11 protein-coding genes and 1 pseudogene are annotated in these 18,422 nt (G+C 64.5%); 3 read left to right on the top strand and 9 right to left on the bottom strand.

Translation table 11 applies throughout. The annotated features are described in order from the left end of the window. Window positions 1-414 precede the first annotated feature (414 nt). The gene (locus H5393_RS12315; RefSeq protein ID WP_182766901.1) at window positions 415-1,374 is read right to left on the bottom strand and encodes a hypothetical protein; all 960 of its coding nucleotides are present in this window, start codon (window positions 1,372-1,374) and stop codon (window positions 415-417) included. Next, a complete protein-coding gene (locus H5393_RS12310; RefSeq protein ID WP_182766900.1) occupies window positions 1,371-2,186 on the bottom strand; it encodes an RNA polymerase sigma factor in 816 nt (271 codons plus the stop codon). Before H5393_RS12310 ends, H5393_RS12315 begins: the two co-directional genes overlap by 4 nt. Between H5393_RS12310 and H5393_RS12305 the strand changes: the two genes are divergently transcribed. Beyond that, window positions 2,185-2,445 carry a hypothetical protein gene (locus H5393_RS12305; protein WP_220488401.1) on the top strand — a complete coding sequence of 87 codons (261 nt, stop codon included), beginning with the start codon at window positions 2,185-2,187 and terminating at the stop codon, window positions 2,443-2,445. The two genes, H5393_RS12310 and H5393_RS12305, sit on opposite strands and share 2 nt — an antisense overlap. 522 nt (window positions 2,446-2,967) lie before the next feature. Beyond that, entirely contained in the window at window positions 2,968-3,759 is a 792-nt protein-coding gene (locus tag H5393_RS12300; RefSeq protein WP_182766898.1) for a hypothetical protein, read from the top strand. A gap of 68 nt (window positions 3,760-3,827) precedes the next feature. Here H5393_RS12300 and H5393_RS12295 read toward each other — a convergent pair whose 3' ends face one another. Together H5393_RS12295 and H5393_RS12290 are read right to left on the bottom strand one after the other, a co-directional pair. Then, window positions 3,828-5,204 carry a hypothetical protein gene (locus tag H5393_RS12295; protein WP_182766897.1) on the bottom strand — a complete coding sequence of 459 codons (1,377 nt, stop codon included), beginning with the start codon at window positions 5,202-5,204 and terminating at the stop codon, window positions 3,828-3,830. Window positions 5,205-5,926: 722 nt separating this feature from the next. Further along, the gene (locus H5393_RS12290) at window positions 5,927-6,403 is read right to left on the bottom strand and encodes a hypothetical protein (RefSeq protein WP_182766896.1); all 477 of its coding nucleotides are present in this window, start codon (window positions 6,401-6,403) and stop codon (window positions 5,927-5,929) included. A gap of 533 nt (window positions 6,404-6,936) precedes the next feature. Here H5393_RS12290 and H5393_RS12285 point away from each other — a divergent pair. Continuing rightward, a complete protein-coding gene (locus H5393_RS12285; RefSeq protein ID WP_182766943.1) occupies window positions 6,937-7,194 on the top strand; it encodes a hypothetical protein in 258 nt (85 codons plus the stop codon). Window positions 7,195-7,319: 125 nt separating this feature from the next. Here H5393_RS12285 and H5393_RS12280 read toward each other — a convergent pair. From H5393_RS12280 to mobF, 5 genes and pseudogenes are all read right to left on the bottom strand, one after another. After that, a pseudogene (locus tag H5393_RS12280) lies at window positions 7,320-7,988 on the bottom strand (IS256 family transposase); the annotation flags it as partial. Between the two features lie 187 nt (window positions 7,989-8,175). Further along, window positions 8,176-8,535, bottom strand: a complete 360-nt coding sequence (locus H5393_RS12275; RefSeq protein WP_182766895.1) for a hypothetical protein — start codon at window positions 8,533-8,535, stop codon at window positions 8,176-8,178. A 489-nt stretch (window positions 8,536-9,024) separates the two neighbouring features. Next, a complete protein-coding gene (locus tag H5393_RS12270; protein ID WP_182766894.1) occupies window positions 9,025-9,816 on the bottom strand; it encodes a hypothetical protein in 792 nt (263 codons plus the stop codon). Next, the gene (locus H5393_RS12265; RefSeq protein ID WP_182766893.1) at window positions 9,813-10,406 is read right to left on the bottom strand and encodes a hypothetical protein; all 594 of its coding nucleotides are present in this window, start codon (window positions 10,404-10,406) and stop codon (window positions 9,813-9,815) included. The genes H5393_RS12270 and H5393_RS12265 overlap by 4 nt, the downstream gene beginning before the upstream one ends. A gap of 904 nt (window positions 10,407-11,310) precedes the next feature. Continuing rightward, the gene (gene mobF / locus H5393_RS12260; protein ID WP_182766892.1) at window positions 11,311-16,620 is read right to left on the bottom strand and encodes a MobF family relaxase; all 5,310 of its coding nucleotides are present in this window, start codon (window positions 16,618-16,620) and stop codon (window positions 11,311-11,313) included. Between the last annotated feature and the right edge of the window lie 1,802 nt (window positions 16,621-18,422).

Raw genomic sequence — 18,422 nt, 5'->3', positions numbered from 1 at the left:
CTCTGGCTGCGCTCGACCAACTCACGGCACCGGTGATCGAGGGTTTCCGCCGCCTCGACGGTCCAACGCCGTGGGACGACTCAACAAGTTCACTGATCTAGTGCGGGGCGGGAACTGGATGGCACCGCGGCCGCCATCGCATTCCTCCGCGAGCTGAACCAACTCGAGAGGCTCCTCCTCCACACCAACATGATGCAGAAACGGGACTCCTCAACGCTGTTGTTCATGCCGAACCAGAAGTGGATGCGTGTGATGGAGACCGAAGGCGTGCACCCCTCCCTCGACCACCTAAAGCGCAATCTGCCCGGGAGATCCTGAACGACCGGATCTGCCGCTGGCGGGGAGTTTGATTCTCCCCAGGGCGAGGGTGAGGGCCGTCCCGACGGGTAGCCCTCACCCAGTTTGAGGCTCGTCTCAGCGGCAAATGAGATCGCCCGCTGGGTTGATCGTGTCGTCGAAGCCGACTTCGCAGTCCAACATGTCCGCGGCGTCCTGAACTTCCTCGGGAACCGTGTCGACCACTAATCGCTCGTAGGTGACCTTGCGTTCATTCTGCACGCCTTGGAAGCCGACCAGCTGCCCGGCTTCCGGGTCGATCATCAGCATCTCAGTGACCTCACCGCCTTGAAGGGTGAACAGGGCGACGTCGCGGCCATCGACGACCATTTCGTCGGCAACCGAAATGCCTGGCACGTCCTTGAGTACCTCGAACATGGCGGAGCGTAGGTCGGCCGGGGGGGCTCCGTAGGTCAGCGCGTAGTCAATCAGGACGAACACGCCGGCGTCGGTGGAGGACGCCCCTACTCCCGCCGCGTCTGCGTAAAGCCGCGAGCGCAGTTGCTCTGCGTCGCGGGGGAGCGAAGCGAGGAACGCGGGGCTCGGCCAACGCCAGCTGTCGACCATGGCGTTGGGGCTCTTGGTCAGGGTCCAGATCCGGTCCTCGCCCAGCGGCGGGCAGCCAGGTGTGGTGTCATAGCTCTCGACGTACCAGCTAGGCCGGTTCCCATCCACCGCGAGGTAGTGCGTTTCGGTGAAGCTCTCGCCGCACACCTCTCCGGTGCCGTAGTCGGCAGTCCCGGTCATCTTCCAGTATTGGTCCGCCGTCGCCGGCGGGTCGACGGCGTTGATGGCAGCCTCGGTCAGAATCTGATCCGCGCGCGCTGTGGCGCCTGTTCCGACCAGGTTGCTCACGCCGACGGCGGTCACCATCACCACGGCCGCTGCCACCGCGCCGATCCGCCACCCCGCGTGACGTTTGGCCGGTGTCGTGGGCGCGATCGCGGTGACCAGGATGTGGCGGCGTTCGTCGTCGCTGTAGTCAGGGACGCCGGCAGCAGGGTCAGCGGCCCTCAGCAGGGTGTCAATGTCGGTCATGTCGGTTCTCCTTGAAGGTGGGGGGTGACCACGGCGAGTGTGAGAGCTGGACCGGAGTCATTGAGCAGCTGCTGGGCGCGCTGCCTGGCACGCTTGAGTCGAGTACGAGCGGCTGTATCGCTGAGGTCGAGGACCACGGCTATCTCTTGTGGAGTCAGCCCCTCCCAGGCCGTCAGCCGGAGGATTTCGGCATCTGTGGAGGAGAGCTGGCTGAGCACGCTTTCGGCCAGGACTCGGCTGGAGGCGTCGGCTGCGGCCTTGGGCGTGTCTGCCAGCGCCCCGGCGATTGCGTCTCGGAGATTGAGGCGCCGTGCCAGTCCCCGGCGTTCGTGGGAAACCACGTGATGGGCAGTGCGTAGCAGCCAGGGAAGAGCAGGCTCGGGGACATTGGGGCGACGCTTCCAAGCGATGCTGAACACCTCTGAGACCACATCGTCAGCCGCATCCGGGCCCACGCGTCGGATCGCAAAGGCCCTGACTCGTTTCGAGTAGAGGTTGAATAGGCTCTCAAGCCATTCCTGATCTCGCGGCGGGGGAAGCTCTCTCATGCTCAGTAGTTCCCGCTCCTCGCCGCATCGTGACAGCCCATTCTGCCGACTGTCCGATTCTGCCGGAGAGGAGACACCGCTGTGCTTCCGGCTGCTCACCCGCTGAACGGGGGGCAAATGCCACAAAGGCAGGCCACCTGAGGCGCCGCCCAGCCACTGCTCTTCGCCGATCTGCGATTCCCATACGGCCAAGGGCGGCGCCAGACATTCGCTCTCATGCCGCGTCTGGCGCCTCGCATCGCTGTGATGGATGATGTCGGGCATGAGTATCGAAGCGTGGTGGCCGAAGCTGCGGCAGCAGTCCCGCGACTATCTGATGGAAAACAACGGTGACGAGGTCCCGGCCGCCCTGGTCGATGAAATCACCCGGGCAGGTGGCGTCATCAGCATCGAGGCATGGTGGGTCGGCCAGAGCGGTCCAGCCGGGCTATACCTGTCGGACGAGGCGAACGACTGGATCGACGGGGTCGCCAACGGCGAGGCCCCTGAACCTCGCGCAGAGGACCGGGCTCCAACATCCTGACATGCCGCATGTGCCCCGCGCTGCCGTTCTAACGAGCGAAGCCGATGGCGGCCCGAGCGAAGAGCGGACCAGGGGCGGGACCCTCACAGAACCACAACGTCGAGGTTCGGCTAGGGTTCCACTGATCGCTGACCCGGCGATCTGGGAGAGGCGACCTCAGGCGTGGGCGGGAAGGTAGTACCCGGCGAGGGTTTCCGATCCGGTGTCGACGGCCACGGCAGGCTCTAGGAAGGCATACACGCCATACGGGCCAAATCGCGCCGCGCTTTTGATCGACGCTCCAGAGGCTCAACGATGCGATACCGCTCGCCATTCTCCGCGATGTAGTACTGGTCTATAGCGGGCCCGATCATCCATACTTCCCGCTCGTCATGGCGGCCGTCGGGATAGACGTACGTGACACATCCGTAGTGTGCCATGCGGCAAGCCTTCCAGACTCTCCGTGCGTGGCGGCCAGCAGCCTCAAGTGTCGCCTTCCGCGCGATCGACAAAGACAGCCAGGAGTTGGGCAGGATGTGTTGCATGGAACAGTCGACCATCATGCTCCTGATTGCCCTCGTTGGCGGGGCGGCGTCCCTGATTGCGATTGCCCGAGGCTTGGAGGAGCTCACTAGTGGGGCGAGAGTCCGCAGTTTCGAGGCGGTTCTACGCGCCAATTTGGACGCTGAAGACCCTGATCCCGTGCTCACTAGCCTGCATCGCGCCACCCTAGCGAAGCTGGTCGCACGTGATGCCGTGCACGGTGGCCGATTCATCGTGCCGGTGGCCTTCACGGTGGCGTTCACGCTGCTCGGCGGGACCGTGCTGATTGTGACAGGTCAGCAACCTTTCTGGCCGGACACTATGGTCACCCTCGTCGCGTTGATCGGAGCTCTTGGATTCTCGGTGCGTGACTGGGTTTTCCTCACAGCCGAGCGTGCCCGGATAGTCCGCGCATTTCAACATGGCGTTGTCCCCTTGCGCGCCTACACAGATTCAATGGCCCATTGGTCGAAGGGTGGTTTCAAGCCCTTGCGCATCGGCTTCGGAACATCCTTGGGGTACGGCATGTTCGTCTTGGGAGCTGGCCAACTCCTGAAAGTCTCCCCGGAAATCCCTGATACGCCAGCCGCGACGCTAGCTCTGGTTGGAGCGGGCCTCACGGTGTTCAGTCTTGCACGGGGGGTCGGTCACATCACGAGGACGGATCTCATTATGGAGCCGGACAACCAGGGCATCTATATCCGCCCAACCTGGGTCCACCCTTTTGCGAGCGCTCCATATGTCCAGCGGGAAGATGCTGGCGACGACCATGGTCCGCGGGCCCGAGAGTGATCCAGACTTGGCCGTCACTATCGAGAACGTGCGGACGATGCACCCGGACATGCCGCAGGTCGTGAGGGTCAGGATTCCTCGATTGGCGTCTGAGGATCCGGCTCTTCAGGGGAAGTCGTGTTGGCGTGCTTGCGCTTGAAGATCTTCCCGATGGTGTCGGCGACTCCAGTTGCTGTGCCCTTGATCGCCGCGCCAGCTTCTTGGGCCGCAGCGGTCGCCCGAGGTTTGTCCGGGATACCGTCGGCGTCAATGTCGACGGCACGGAACGATTCAGTTGCCCGGTCGAAGCTGTCCGCCCCGAATCGTTGGGCGACAGTGACTGCGTTTGAAGTGGACGCGACGACCTTGTCGCGAACTTCGGAAGCAGCAAGGACCCAGCGTTTCGCGTCTGTTGTTTCATGTCTCGAGTCGATCCCGAGCCGTCCTCGGAGATCGAGGACGCCGTCCGTGATTTTGTTGCTGGACCTCACCGCGGCGGGGGAGTCGAACGGGTTGAATAGAACCTTTGAGTTGGCTCGGCGGACGGTCTCGTCCATCTGTGTCAGCATGCGCGCCGTGCTGCGGCCGATGAGTTCGAGGCGATTGCGGCGCGCGGCGACCAGCCCGAGCCGATGCCGGTCGAGTTCCTCTGGGGACCCATCCAACACGCGGTCAAGTTCGAGGACCGATATGCCTTCTTGAAGCTGGAAGGTGCGCGCAATGACGGCCAGCCATTCCCGCACCTGCGGCTCGGCCTTCTTCGTCGCCTTGGTGATCTCACTCAGGCCGCTGTTCTTCTCAAGCTTCTCCGCGATGGCGTCGAGCTGGCGCAGCGCATAGGCCTGGGTGCGTGCGATCGTGACTGCGGTCGACTGCACCTTCGACCATGTGACGTCGGAAACGCGGCCGACATGATCGCGGACGGTCATCGCCTCTTCCACCATCAGGTCGACGCCGATCATGTCGGCCAATACCGCGTCTTTCTGACCGCGGAGGAGGTCGTCGACCTTCTCATTGATTTCCTGGAGGTAGTCGACGATCTCGTCAATCTGCTGTTGCATCGCGCGCTGTTGCATCAGTGTGGACAACGCAGTGAGGGCAAGAGGTCCGCTGAGAAGGGCGGATGGGGCGTGTGAGAGCTGGAGCCACTGCTTGATGTTTCCCGGTTGTCCAATCATTGCGTGGCTGACGCCGGGCGTTTTGGAGGGCATCAGTCCGAACTGTTTCACCTTCTCAGCAGACTCGGCGGTCAGCTTGACCCAGCGTCCGGAGTTCGCCGCGAGATCGGCACCGATCTGTGACGCAGTTCCTCCTGCTCCCGTCGCCGAAGAGAGCCAGTGCAGGTCGAGTTGTCGCGAGGGAGTCTTGTCGAGGCCGGTCGAGAGGAAGAACCGCTCGACATCCATCGGCGCGCCGATGATGGCAAGGCCGTCGCCGTCATTCACGAGCTCGATCTCGCTGTGCATTGCCGCTCCTGTCGCTAGCGCGGGTCTTCAGTCCGACCGTGCTGTTCAACCCAAAGGTATCGGGCTGCACCCACAACCACTCGGCTGCATTCGTCTTGGTGGGGTCCGCCCACCAGAGGAACGCTCGCAAATCTCGTTAGCGGACCAGTCCCACCCCAACGTCCGCATTTGCCGCGCCCAGGGCGATCACCTCGAGCCCGTTGTTCGCGACCGCTGCCGCCGCGGGGTCCGCAACTCAATTCAGAGCAATGTCCGTCAGCCACTGGGCGACGATTCCCGTCAACGCGAAGAACGTGCCACTCCACCACGTCCAAATGGCCACGGCGGCGAGGCCGCCCACTGCGACCAACTTGATCCAACCGCTGCGGTCTCTCGTCCTTCGACTCAACACGTCGGTTTCCTTTCCCGGGGCGTCTGCCCAGCCCATGACCTTTAGCGTTGCAGCTACCTCTGACAAATCCCTAGCTTGTCTCTTCCAGGTAGAAGCGCGCTCATGCCGCGTTCGGTCGTGGTCCGTCGTTGGCGACGCGAGCGGGGCGCGGCCGTGGCAAGACACCCGTGGACCCTAGGAGGGTGTGGCGGCTAACTGAGCCTAAGCGACAGGTCTAGCGGGTCGGAGCGAGCTTGTCAGCAGATGGCCGGACGTCCCCCGGGGCAAGTAGGGACCGTCCGATCCTAGACAGAGGGCGCCCCTCGAACCGTCAGCCACGTCAAGAAGACCATCATTCCCAGAGTTCGAGGGCGCTCGGATCTCGCATCTCCATTTGGGCGACACCTTCGTAAAGATAGATCTCACCCTGCCCGCACACCGTCGTTCCCGAGGCGATGGGGTCGAGAGAGGTGTCCCAGAACACGAATGTGAAGCGGTCGGCGGAAGGATAATCTTGGCCAACGTTGACGAACGTACCGTCGGCCGTCTCCCGACCGCTCATCAGTGGGCCGCACACCCGCTGAACCGTCCCCACGTATTCTCTAGCCTCATCCCACCCCAGCCCGCCTTCGGGCCAAGCTGGTGCTCCTGCTTGGTAGTCGGTTCCGCCGAAAGTGCATGTCCCATCTTGTTCTAGGAGTGTGACCGCCTCTGGTCGGACGCCGTAGCCAAGAAGATCGTCACAGGAGCCGTTTTGGAAGCTGCTATCAACGGAGTTGGAGACATAGTCCACCGCGATCTCGTACTCGTCTGAGCAGTTCTCGGTCAAGGCTTGGAGAGTCGCATCTATGTCGCCGGTGCCATAGCGTTCGAAATTAACGGCAGCTGCGAGCAAGTGGGAGCAGTTGGGCGCCATGTAGCGGGATGGGGGCTCCGTGCCGCGACTGCTGCACGCTGTAGCGGCGAGCATCAATAACGTGAGCGAAGCAGCTGTGGTTCGCGCGAGAGCGTTCATACCCCATCTTGACACTCGCGCGAGTGGACTGATCACCCACCCCAGCACTAGACCCAGGTCATCTCCAGGGACCAGAGCCGACACCCACACGTCGGCCTATCACCATAGGGGAGCACAAGGGCGTGCGACTGCTCTAACGCGTCGGTGAGTCCGGGCGAGCCAGCGTTTAATGTGGGGGCGGTCCGGGTTGTTGACCTGTGTCTGGAAGTCGAGGAACCGGGCTACTGCGGCGGCCAGTCCCCACACCACCGGTTCCGCAACCAGCCCACCGCCATCGCTCAGGCTGCGGTCACCCGCCCCATGCCGTCACTGGCCGACTACGACTAACTCCTGGAAGGAGCCACCGCATGACCACCGCAACCACCCCCGCCATACAGGCAATGTCCGAGCCAGCGGCAGCCGCTGCGATCGACAGCCTGCCGCGCGCTGCTGCTACCCACCATCCGCGCCGAAGCCCCTCAATGGCCGCCGCCGCAGCCAAACAACCCTTCACAGGCCCCAGACTCGCCGCCGCCGTCGTCGACAACCGACGCACCTTCAACGCCCACATCATTCAAACCGGCAGCGTCTCCTGCCGCCCCAACAGCACCAAAACCCGCCCTTAGCCCCCCAGGGGGCGGAGCCAAATCAAAACAGCACAGCGGGTGCCAAACGGGGGTTGTCATTCTCATTCGCTCTTCACCCGCGGCGGGTCTGTCTGATTAACGGTGGGTGGTGTCCGGCGATTTCATCAGTGAGTGGTTCTCTCGAACCGGCCCGCGAAGGTGATCGCGAACGCGTTCAGGGCTGGCTTCCACCTCACCACCCAGCGTGCCCTCCCGCCGCCGGTGGGGTCAAGCAACCTCGTCACCAGATACAAGCTCTTCAACGCGGCCTGCTCGTTGGGGAAGTGCCCGCGTGCCCGGACCGCGCGCCGGTACCGGGCATTGATGGACTCGATCGCGTTCGTGGTGCAGATCACCCGGCGGATCTCAACGTCGTACTCGAGGAACGGCACAAACTCCGCCCAGGAGTTCCGCCAGAGCTGCACGATCGCCGGATATCGGTCACCCCACTCGGCGGCGAACTCGGCGAACCTGTCTTTCGCCGCAGCCTCACTCGGAGCGGTATAGACCGGCTTGAGCGACTTCACGATCGCATCCCGATGCTGGCGGCCCGCATACCGGAAGCTGTTGCGGATCAGGTGGACGATGCACTGCTGCACCACGGCCTGCTCCCAACTGGTGTTGATCGCCTCCGGGAGCCCTTTGAGGCCATCGCAGACGGCGATGAACACGTCCTCGACGCCACGGTTCTTCAGCTCGGTGAACACCTGCAGCCAGAACCTCGAGTAGAGCCCCCTAGAGTGGTGTAGCCCCACGGTGACCGCCCTGCCCTCCTCGACGGCCGTGGCCACTGCGGGGGCTACACCACTCTAAGGGGCTCCACTATGTACCAACAGAAAGTCGTCTCCCCGGGATATGTAGGGGGTTCTGTGGACGGCGGCTCGCCGGTCCCTGTGGTGTACGTGGAGCCACGAATCTCGGAGGGCCTCGGAGCCCTTCTTCGGTATTCGCTCGGCCTACGGGCTCCGCGGTCGCGGAAGGTCAGCGAACTGTGGAACGGGACTTCACGGGAGCCCAGCTGCTCTTGATTAGGTGCCTCAAGGCGAAGAACAGGACAACCGTCCCTATCCAAATCAACCAGTAGGTGTCTGAACCGACGTGGGAAAGCTCGGACAGCGTTTGGCCTGGATACGAACTGGTGAAGGCCATCTCGTTCACTGCAAAGACCCCCGCGAACGCTGCGAGAGTCCAGAGATGCCGCCAGCCGGAGGCGTCCCGGTTGTTGTGATGGGCCCAATCAATGGACAGTTGGGTACCGATCGCCACGACGAACGTCCAGAAGGTGATTGCCAACAGCGGAACGGTCTTTGGGTGGGCGAAGAATGGTTGGAGTCCTTCCATGGGCGCACCATAGCGCTGGGCCCGTTGGGGATGTCGCAATTGCGACCAGATTTGCCGCCATGGTTTCGTTGGTCGTCGGTCAAACACAGCCGGTCCGGTCAAGACACCATGGGTTTGGCGCGAGGGAGTTGCCGACGCCCCGCGCGGGTATGCCGGGCAATCCTCCATCTTGAATCCCGAAGTCTCCTACTGGACCTCCATGGTGGACGCCACCGGCCACACGTGCATGTCCGTCGATGTGTACGAGACCGAGTTCAGCCAAAGCGGCGGAACCTGGCACTGCCAGTCAAGGTGGCAGGAACGACCTCGGCGATTGCACCGCCGGCTGCTTCGATTGAACCCCTTCTGTCCATATTGTCCGACGGAGGTGTTGCCTGACCTCTTCCACGGGGACCGCCTGCTCGTGGCGCCCTCATGGTCGTCCCAATCACCGTTGAGGCAGGCCGCAGTCCCCAGTCGCCCGCCTAGCTAGCTAGATCGGCTCCAAATTCAGACGCGTCTGAAAGGTCGTTTGAAGGGGTTGGGTGCCCACACGTTCGCGCGGCCTCGTTGCAGGCCCAGAGCGCACCGGAGCCGTTGGGCGATGGCTGCCGGGTCGGGGAACATGGAGAACGACACCCCTGACTCGCGGCTCTTCAGGTAGACCGACAGCTCGGAGTCGTCCCAGTGGATGGTTCCGTCGTCGTAGGGCGGACCGAGGTAGAGCACCTCGTAGAGGAGCCCGTCGCCATGGATGAGCACGGCTGTCTCGGCCTGGTGCGGGTAGACCACCATCCGCTGGCGCTCAACGACGGTGTTGGCGAACTCGGAGTCGAGGATGAGCAGCTCCGCGATCAGCGGGTTGTCCTCGACAGGCACCCGGGTGCCTTGCGGCAGTTCCAGCCCCAACGACTCAGCGAGCTCGTGAGGTCTGGCGTTGAGTACCTCGACCAGGGCTCTCACGGTCGCCCTGGCTGCTGCCTGGAGTGCGTGATCGTGTCCATGTTCCATGCCGATCCACCAGTTCGGCATGTCGTCGTCGGGCGGGGTGAAGCCGAGCTCGCCGAGCCACGCCTGGTCGAAGTCGGAGACTCCCCGATGAAGCAGGGCGGCGCCAGGGATTTCGATCAGTACGGCGTCTCCCTTATAGGAGGCCATCTGGTAATACATCTCCTCGGCGGGTGCCTTGACGTCCACAGTGAGTGACAGACCGGTGCCCCGGATTCCGGCCATCTGCTGCGCGGTCCCTGCGGTGAGACTGTCGAGGAGCAGCATCCCTGCCGGCGCCAGGGTGTCGCTCACATGTGCTCAGATCCGGTGGCTGGTGTCGCGTCGACGGCGGGGAGTTCGAGGAATCGGAGGTGGACTTCGATCTTCTCGGCCGTGAAGTCGGTTGGTTCGATGATCTCGTAGCGGCCCCCGCAGATCAGCTCAAGTTCCTCGGCCACGATCCCGGAGTGGATCCATGCGGGGATGGCTGGGAATGGGCCGTGGAGGATGAAGGTGAACCTGTCGCCGTAGTGGCGTGCGATGTCGGGATCGAAGCTGGCGCCCCATAGCGGCATGGTGATCTCGCCTGTGGCCAGTGACTGGAGAATCTGCTGATCCTGGGTGCCCCTCTTGATGCCGCGACCGATCCAGCTCGACCCGCTGTTCAACTCTTCGGCCCATTCGGCCGGCGTGCGCAGTGGACTCGCAGCCAGGGCATCCAGGAGCGTCCTGGCGCGCTGCGTCGTGGGCTCGTCTCTCCGTGCCTCTTCTTCATACTTGTCGATGAAGTCAGCCCGGAAGTAGTGCCTGATGCCGGTCAGATTCCGAGCCGCCGCCCGGATTGGTGACGATCCCCCTGACATACCGCCCTGCCACGCTCCACACGCATCCCGCAAATCCATGTCCAACCTCCCGTTTCCACCCGGCACCTGCAGGGCAGGCTCTATATCTATCGCACGGGCCCGACATTTCTTGACGGTCCTGGACTTGTTTCCCACCACCCGGACCCGCTGCATCCGCCGGGTCCTGCGACGATGGAGACCGGGGATCGTCTTCGCGCGTCAGAAGGCAGGTGGGAAGGTCACCCATACCAAGGCCTCGATCTTTCGTCCCACGCGATCAAACCAGGGCAAGAGAAGCTCGCCGCTAACGTTGCTGTTGCAGAGATCCGGCCAGCGAAGCTGTCGACAGCGAGCAGAGGATCTGCAGGGTTGTCCTCCAGGTCGAGTGGACAAAGGAACCAGAAGCGACTCTCAGCGAGCCAAGCGGGAACTGAGAAGTATCGAACTCAGCGCGCGCCTCCGCAACGTGCGGCATCGCTGCAAAGAGCGCACGCTCCACCTCCGACCCGTCGTCGCTGTCGGCAGCGCCGCGCCGCATGATCCAACGAGACGGATCCAAGGACGTCCGTGCAGGAAAGGCACTGAGATTGCTAACACTGTCCGGCGTCGTATGGAGAGCACTGGGCGCCTTTCGATGAGCCGTGGGCCCGCTCGAGGAGGATGTGGTGCTTGGAGTAGTACTTCGGAATGTCCGGTGAGAGTCGCGCAGCCGCCATAGCCTTGTGCCGGATGTGACGAGGTGCGGGCGAAATGGAGCTCGGTGCTGCCGATGCATGTCAGGCCACGGGTTGGGGATCTCAACGCTGCGTAGGCGGCTCAGTGACGTCGGCGGCCCTCGGTCTGGCCCTGAGGTCGTCGCGGCTGGCCACCGCAGAGCCCCCACTGTCTCGATCAGCGGTGGTGGAGGCTCCCCCACTGGTGCCCTTGGCCATCGCGCGGCGCCGCTTTGGCTCGAGCGGTCCGGCTAAGGAACGTCCGGCGCTCCTGTGGGCCACCGGAGCAAGGATTTCCCCAAGTTTGGGTCGTCCTGGACGAATCGATGAGCGGTGAGGTAATGAGTAGGTCCTGTGGACGGGGGCTGGCCAGCACCGTGGCGTCGCCAGGTGCGGCTGAGTTCCTGCCCGGTCCGACTGGCCCTGCCTGGGTCACCAGTCCACGCGTTGATCCTGCTGACGAGGCGCTCAGCGCTCTTGGAGTCCAGCAGGAGGAGGGTCCCTGGCCAGTGGTGGGGAGCCCGTGCGGCGGTGATTTCGATCAGCCGATCGTCACTGTGGCCAGCAGGCTGCTCCGTGTGGTCGTGGATCATGGCGCGTGCCTGGGGTTGGGTGTCGGCAAGTGTCTGGCGGAGGTGGCCGACGCCGTGCTCGTGGAGAAGCTGGGCGGGGTCGCTGCCGTTGGGGAGGTTGACGCGGTGGGGGTCAAAACGGTGTTGGGCGAGGAGCCAGAACGCGTTTTCAGCGGCGTGGTCGCCTGCCGGGTCGGCGTCGGTAGCGAGGAGGGTTGCCGGATGGTTGCGCAGTAGGAGTGTCTGTTCTGGGGTGAGGGAGGTGCCGAGGGGTGCGACGCCGATGTAGGTGCCTTCGCCAGCGAGGGTGACGGCGATGGCGTCCATAGGGCCTTCAACGAGCACAGGTATGGCAGTGGGGGTGAGGAGCTCGGCACCGTAGAGAAGATGTCGCTTCTGAAACACCGCTGTCGCGGGGCTGTTGAGGTATTTGGGTCCCTGCTGATCCGTTGCCTCTGGGTGGCGTCGGCCGATGAACCCGGTGACGATGCCGTGTTGGTTGTGGATGGGGATGATGGCGCGGTTGCGGAAGCGGTCGATGGTGTTGCCGGTGCGGGTGGTGGTGGCGACGCCGGCGGCGAGCATCTCGTCGGTGCTGAAGCCCTGTTTGCGCAGTGCGCTGACCAGGTTCGTCCAGCCGGCGGGTGCGTGTCCTATCCGGAAACGGTGGTCGTCGGAGAGGTCGGTGCGGAACCGTTCGGTCAGGTAGTTGGCGCTCCAGCTGCCGGGCAGTTGCTGTTGGTAGTAGGTGGTGGCTGCTTCGAGGAGTTGTTCGAGGCGTTGCTGGGTGTGTGGTTCGTCGGCCCAGCGGTCCATTTCGGCGAAGCCGATGGATAGTTCGAGGGCGGTGAGGTCTGGTTTGGTGGCGAGGCGGAGGCGTGCGGCTCTGGCGAGTTCTTGGTTGCGGGTGGACCAGTCGATGTCCTCGATTCCCTCTGGTGGGATCTGGTCAGGGTGCGGCGGCTCCTCGTCCTCGCTGGGCGGTGTTGCGGTGAGTTGGTGGGTCCGCCAGAGGAGGGCTTGGCAGGCGTCGTCGAACCCGGACAGATCGGTGATGGGGGTGATGATCTGGTTGAGCGGGATGCCGTGGGTGAGGGCGGTGGTGACCTCGGTGGCGAGGTGTGGCCACCAGGGGCTGGCTTCGAGGTCGATTGTTGGCTCGATTCCGATGAGTCCGGGGAGTTCTGCTTCCCAGGTGGGTATGCCGGCTGCTGCTGGTGTGTTGGTGAGGTGCCGGGTGAGTCGCCACCATAGGGCGGCGGCGGGGTGTTCGCCGGGGAGGGGTGCTTCGGCGACGGCTTCGGCGAGGAGGGCGGTGATGGGAACGCCTGTGGTGTGGAGGGCGGCGAGGCGGTGCGCTAAGGCGGTGGCGTAGGGGTCGCCGGGGATGTCGTCGCGGATGTCGCGCAGCAAGTCGGTCCACACCGCCGTCGGTGTGGCGAGGCGTTCCTGGAGGGCGAGTTGGTGGCGTCGGGCGGCGGTTCCGAGTTGGGGTGGGCCGGTGGGTCGGCGGTCGTCGGGTTCGACCCCGACGGCGGCGCGCCACACTTCGATATCGGCGATGGTGTGCGGGTTGAGCGGTTGTCCTGGCAGGGCCCATGCTGGCTGCGCGATCGCTGCGGACGCGGTTCGGACCTCGTCGGTGAAGCTGGCGACCTGGTCCGCGCGCGCCGTCAGGTAGGCACCCCAGCAGTCCTTCTTCGTGAGGGCGTGTGGGATGGCGGGGAGCCAGGGGAGTGGTCCTGGTGGTTGTGTGGGGAGACGCCAGGTGAGGACGGCTGCCGCGTCTGTGGCACTGGCGACTTCGCGGAGGTCGACCGCGTTGCGAAGGAGTTGCGCGGGCGTGGTGGAGTCGTCGGCGGCAAGCAGCAGGTGTGCGCGGAGTGTGGGCCAGGCCGGGCTTGCGGTGAGCCCGTCGACGATGTGGTCGGCGTCTCGGTCCAGCTCGGCTGCGGCGGTTGGGTTGTGGAGTTCTGCAGCGAGGTGGAGGGCGTCGGTGTAGCGGGCGACGGCATGTCGGAGGCGGGCGGTGGGGTCGGTTGCCTGACGTTGTTCGGTGGCTGCGGAACGGGCGGATCCGTCGCGGGCCAGCACGGCCTCGATTGTGTCGGTGGCGGTTGTGGGTCGCAGCGTGGCGGGATGGATGGGTGCGTTCTCGTCGGTGGCGTCGACGATTTGGATGTAGGTGTGGTTGCTGTGGCGGCCGCGGCTCATCGCGACGTAGAGCTGCTGCCTGGTCTCTGTTCCGGTGATGACGGTGTGGGTGGTGTCGACGGTGATGCCTTGGGCGCCGTGGATGGTCACGGCGTAGCCGAGTTCGACATGGTTGGCGACGTAGGCCGGGGGCAGTTCGACGGTGAGTCCGTTGTCGCGGTGCTTGGCGTGGATGGCGCCGGCGGGGGTGATGGCGGTGATGGTCCAGCGGTCACCGTTCTTGACCCAGTCGGTGCTGCTGGTGGTGAGGCGTCGGTCGTTGAGGCGGGTGACGATGAGGTCGCCGATCGATGCCTGGTTGTCGTCCGAAAGGAGGACGTTTGGCTGCTCGGCGGTGTTCTGGCCGCTGCTGGTGAGGCGGTGGGCGCGGGCCCACTGGTTGAGGGTGGCCACGCTGTGGCGGGTGCCGGCGAGCATGAGGGAGTCGAAACCGTTGGCGCGGTCGGTCAGCCAGTTGTTGAGGGTGTCGCGGAGGACGGTTTCGTCGGTGCCGGCGTGGATGCGGTCGTGGTCGAGGTAGTAGCCCACGGCTTCGGGCCTGCCCTCGCGCAGCGCGAGGGAGGCGGCGGCTTCTGCGGGGTCGGTGAACCGCATGATGGTGGTCAAGTGCACGGCCCCGTGCGTGGTGACGAGGTCTCGGAGCACCCCACCGGCACCTACCGCAGCCAGCTGTTGATCGTCACCGATCAGCCGGACGGAGGCGCCGCGTTCGATGGCGTGGTCGATGATCGTGGCGAGGGTGGGGGTGTCGGCCATGCCCGCTTCGTCGATGATCACCAGCGTGTCCGGGCCGACAGGACCGATGTCCCCAGGGCCGCTGTTGTGGTGGAGGTCGAAGGCGAGTTTGGCCAGTGTGGTGGCGTCACCGAGTTGATCCTTCAGGACGCTGGCGGCGACCGCGGAGGGAGCCAGGCCCACGACGTCGCCGCCACTCTCGCGCCACGCGCGCGCGAGTGCTGCCATGGCGGTGGTCTTTCCCGACCCGGCAGCGGCCAGGGCGACCTGGACCCGGCGCTTGCTGGTGGTCATCTCTCGAACGAGCGTGGTCTGGCCGGCGTTGAGAGTGACACCGTCGGCGGTGGAAAGGAGCAGCGCGAGGGACACGTCGGCCTCGGTAGCGGCGCGGCCGTCGGTGCGGGAGGCGGTGTCGGTGATGCGTTGTTCCGCGTCGATGACGGCCTGGGAGGTGAAGCGTCTGGTGCCGACGTGGGTGTACATCGACTCACCATCGGAGCGTCGCAGCACGGCGGGGTCACTGATCGGATCGGCCCATCCGTCGAGCGCCACGCACCGACTGGTGGCGGCGGCCAACAGCTGGTCGGTGAGGGCTGCGGCCTGCTGCGGAGTGCTGGCGTGGCGGCGTGCCTGACGCGATGCTTCCGCGTGGAGGTGCCACACGTTCCACGACGCACGAGAGCGACCCATCGTCTCCACAATCCCCGCCGCAGCCTGCGCAATCCACCGAGGATCTAGGGGGATCTCAGGACTGGTTGCCTGCTGCACGTTCGTGAGCATCCGGTGGACTCCGTCGGTGCCGAGGACCGCAGTGGCTTCCCGCATCCAGGTGTCGCGTTGCTCTGCCAGGGTCCGGGGTTCGTGCTTGGCCTGCCGGGTCTCCAGGGTCGCCTGTTGCGCCAGCGCGATGGCCTCAGCCGGGGTCGGGGGGCGCAGATGGCGGTGTTGGAACTCGACGGCGAGTTCGGCCTGGCGGGCTTCGATCGCTGCCCGCCGACTTGACCACGCCTCACGCAACCCGCTCGGTACACCGACGATCTCCCTAACCGAACGCTTCCCCTCTACTGCTTCACCGCCGGCGGCGAACTGGAGGCCGAGGGTGTGGGTCAGGTGGGCTTCGAGGTGGGTGTTGTACACCTCGCTGACGCTGACCAACCCGGCGAACAGCGGCCTTCCGTCGATCGCCAACCACGTCCCATCCAAGGCTTGAACCTTGTTCGCGATCGCCACATGTGTGTGCAGATTCGGGTCCCCGGCCCGCGAGTCCCGGTGCGTAAACGACGCCGCAATCAGCCCTCGGACGTCGACCTGCCGGACCCCGCCGGCACCGCGCCGTGAGTACAGAACGCGCTGCTCCAAATAGGTCAGGGCATCGGTGACGGCGGCATTGTGGGCGGCCTCGATCGCGGCCGCCATCGACTGCGGGGCCACGGCCCACAGCGCCGAGACCGACTTCACCGGGGTGAACGTCACGTCATACCCCGCACACGCCGTCGTAGGGTTCCGCGACAGGCGCGCGACCTCCGTCGACAACTCCAACGGCGTGGGTGCGCGACCGGCGCGCTCCGTAAAGATCCTGGTGGCGAGCTCGTTACGGATCGTCGCCCGCACATCCACCGGCACCACCACATCATGCGTCAACCCATTGGCACTGGACCATTGGCTGCAGCGGACCGCCACATCCTTCTGGAAGGTGGAGGCCGCCTCGAAGACCTTGAACGGTGTCCCCAATCTGGCCGCGTCGCGGATCTGTTCGCGAGAGGCACCCACCGGGAGAGCCGCCAGCCGAGCGGCCATGTTCGGGTGATAACCAGCGCCGAAGAGTGCCCGCATCTGCGTCTCGTCAACGAAACTCCCCGTTGCTACGTCGCCCAACCCGGCCAGACCCGAGCCCACCCAACGGCCGGGGACCTCGCCCTTCTCCGTGTAGTAACTCGTCAGCGACGCGTGCCCCTTCTCGGTGGAATCCTGCGCAGCAACCTGCCGGGTCAGGTAGTCATACCCCGACCCCGCGGTCAGCTTGTGCAGAGACGCCGTCACACCAATGAGAACCCGCCCCCGATCCAGGTAGCGCGATCAACGGTCCGGGAATGCAAGAGGTGTGTGCCACTTCACCAGCTGGGGGTACGACCAGATGAGCGTCCGTCAGCCGGGATGGGGCGAACGAAGCACGTGGCAACGCCCATCGGGCACGACAAGCGAGCATCGACCCATAAGCAAAGTGGGGGCGGGATTTCGAAAGGCCTGCTCCGATATTGACGCACTCCTCGATGAGTTCCACCTCGCGGCACGACCAGCACTGACCGCAGCGTCGTTGGACAGTCCTGCTGGGCCGCGCAGCCGATCCACTCTGATACGCGAGGACAAACGGCCGCGATTTCGCGACGCTACGTCGCTACTTTTCAACTACCTGACTCGACGATTCGCCGAAGCGTGGCAGTTATCCCCATGCTCACCATCGCCTGCTGGTGCAGCGACTCCGGCGCCCAGACCAGCGCCGTGCGCGACGAGTTCGGGCACCACCACCCCCACAGCTCGCCTGATCGACCGCCTCATCTGCGCACCCACCCCCCACAACTGGCTCCGCGCCGGACGAAGAAGTTCCCGAGGAGCCACCATTGGCCCTCCCGGAGTCACACCATCGTCGAAGTTGGACTAGCGGCTGACCTCGACCACTGCATCCCGTGGCCAAGCGTTCTCGTCGTCACGGTAATACGCCACACAGCGCCAAGTACCAGCGTTCTCGTAGACACCATCGTTGGCCTGATACTCAAGATTGCCTCCCAGAACGAGTGCTACCGTTCCGTTCTCATCCTCAGCGACCTGGACTCTTGTGTCTTCTCGCACTCCAAGGTCAACGGGACCGTCGGCTTCGATTCCGGCGGCGCGAAGCACACTCGGATCGATCTTGTCAGCACACAACTCAATCGCATAACTAGTACGTCCCTCGGCCTCAAATGAGGTAGAGCGGATATTCTTCAGGCCATCCGTCAGTCCGGAACCCCCCGTGCTGCACCCCAGAACAGTCAGCGCAACTCCGAGCAGGACCGGGAGGCGTGTTGCCCAGCCTCTTCGCGACGTCGCGAAGCTCCCTTGGCGAATTTCCATGACCCTATTACTCCCTTAGGCGTTAAGGCCCGCAGTGTTGACAGGCCGGCTTGATCATTGATTGAACAGGCTAAGGGGCACCCTATACGGGACTCGTGGGACTGTCCGATTTTCGGTGTCAATGGCGGTTTTGGTTTGATTGGTTCTGGGCTGTGGGCACGCTGTCGGCGAAGGTGATGGCGAAGGCGTTCGGGGGGCGGGCTTCCAGCGCATGCCCACAGGGTCTGGCCGGTGCCGTTGGGGTCCAATGATCTCGCGGTCGGGTCCCTGATCCAGACCAGCAACTTGCCCTTCAGCTCCTGGGCTGGCGTGTTCGGAGACGGCTCGCCGGCGTCCCCTGGGCCGTTCACCAAGTGCGCGCGCGCGGATCCGCCGCCTACGTGTGACCGGCCATCAGGTTGGTAGCACCCGGCTGATCGGGGGTTTGCCTCCGAGTGCGCTGTGGTGACGTAAACCGTCCAGGTTTCGAGCGCCGTGCAAAACGGAGATGTTTTGAAGTCAGAGAGTGCCCGCCGACTTCCTGTAGATACTCTGGATTCCCTGGGATTGGTGAAAGTGTCAGTGGGATGAGTATGGCGCGGGGGTCAGGTGCCATCGTCAGGTCGGCAGAGGAATGCAGGGCGGTTGGGTTCACGGTTGGCAACCGGATGCGGCGACCTTCGGACCTTCGACGCCACGTCTCAATGAAGATTTCTCCGGGGCGCGCGCCTTGGGGACGGCGAGGGTTAGGGTTA

Origin of the sequence: Tessaracoccus sp. MC1756 (genome assembly GCF_014164735.1) — a bacterium.
In the GTDB taxonomy this organism is placed as follows: Bacteria; Actinomycetota; Actinomycetes; order Propionibacteriales; family Propionibacteriaceae; genus Arachnia.
This window is presented reverse-complemented; position numbering and strand designations above follow the sequence as displayed.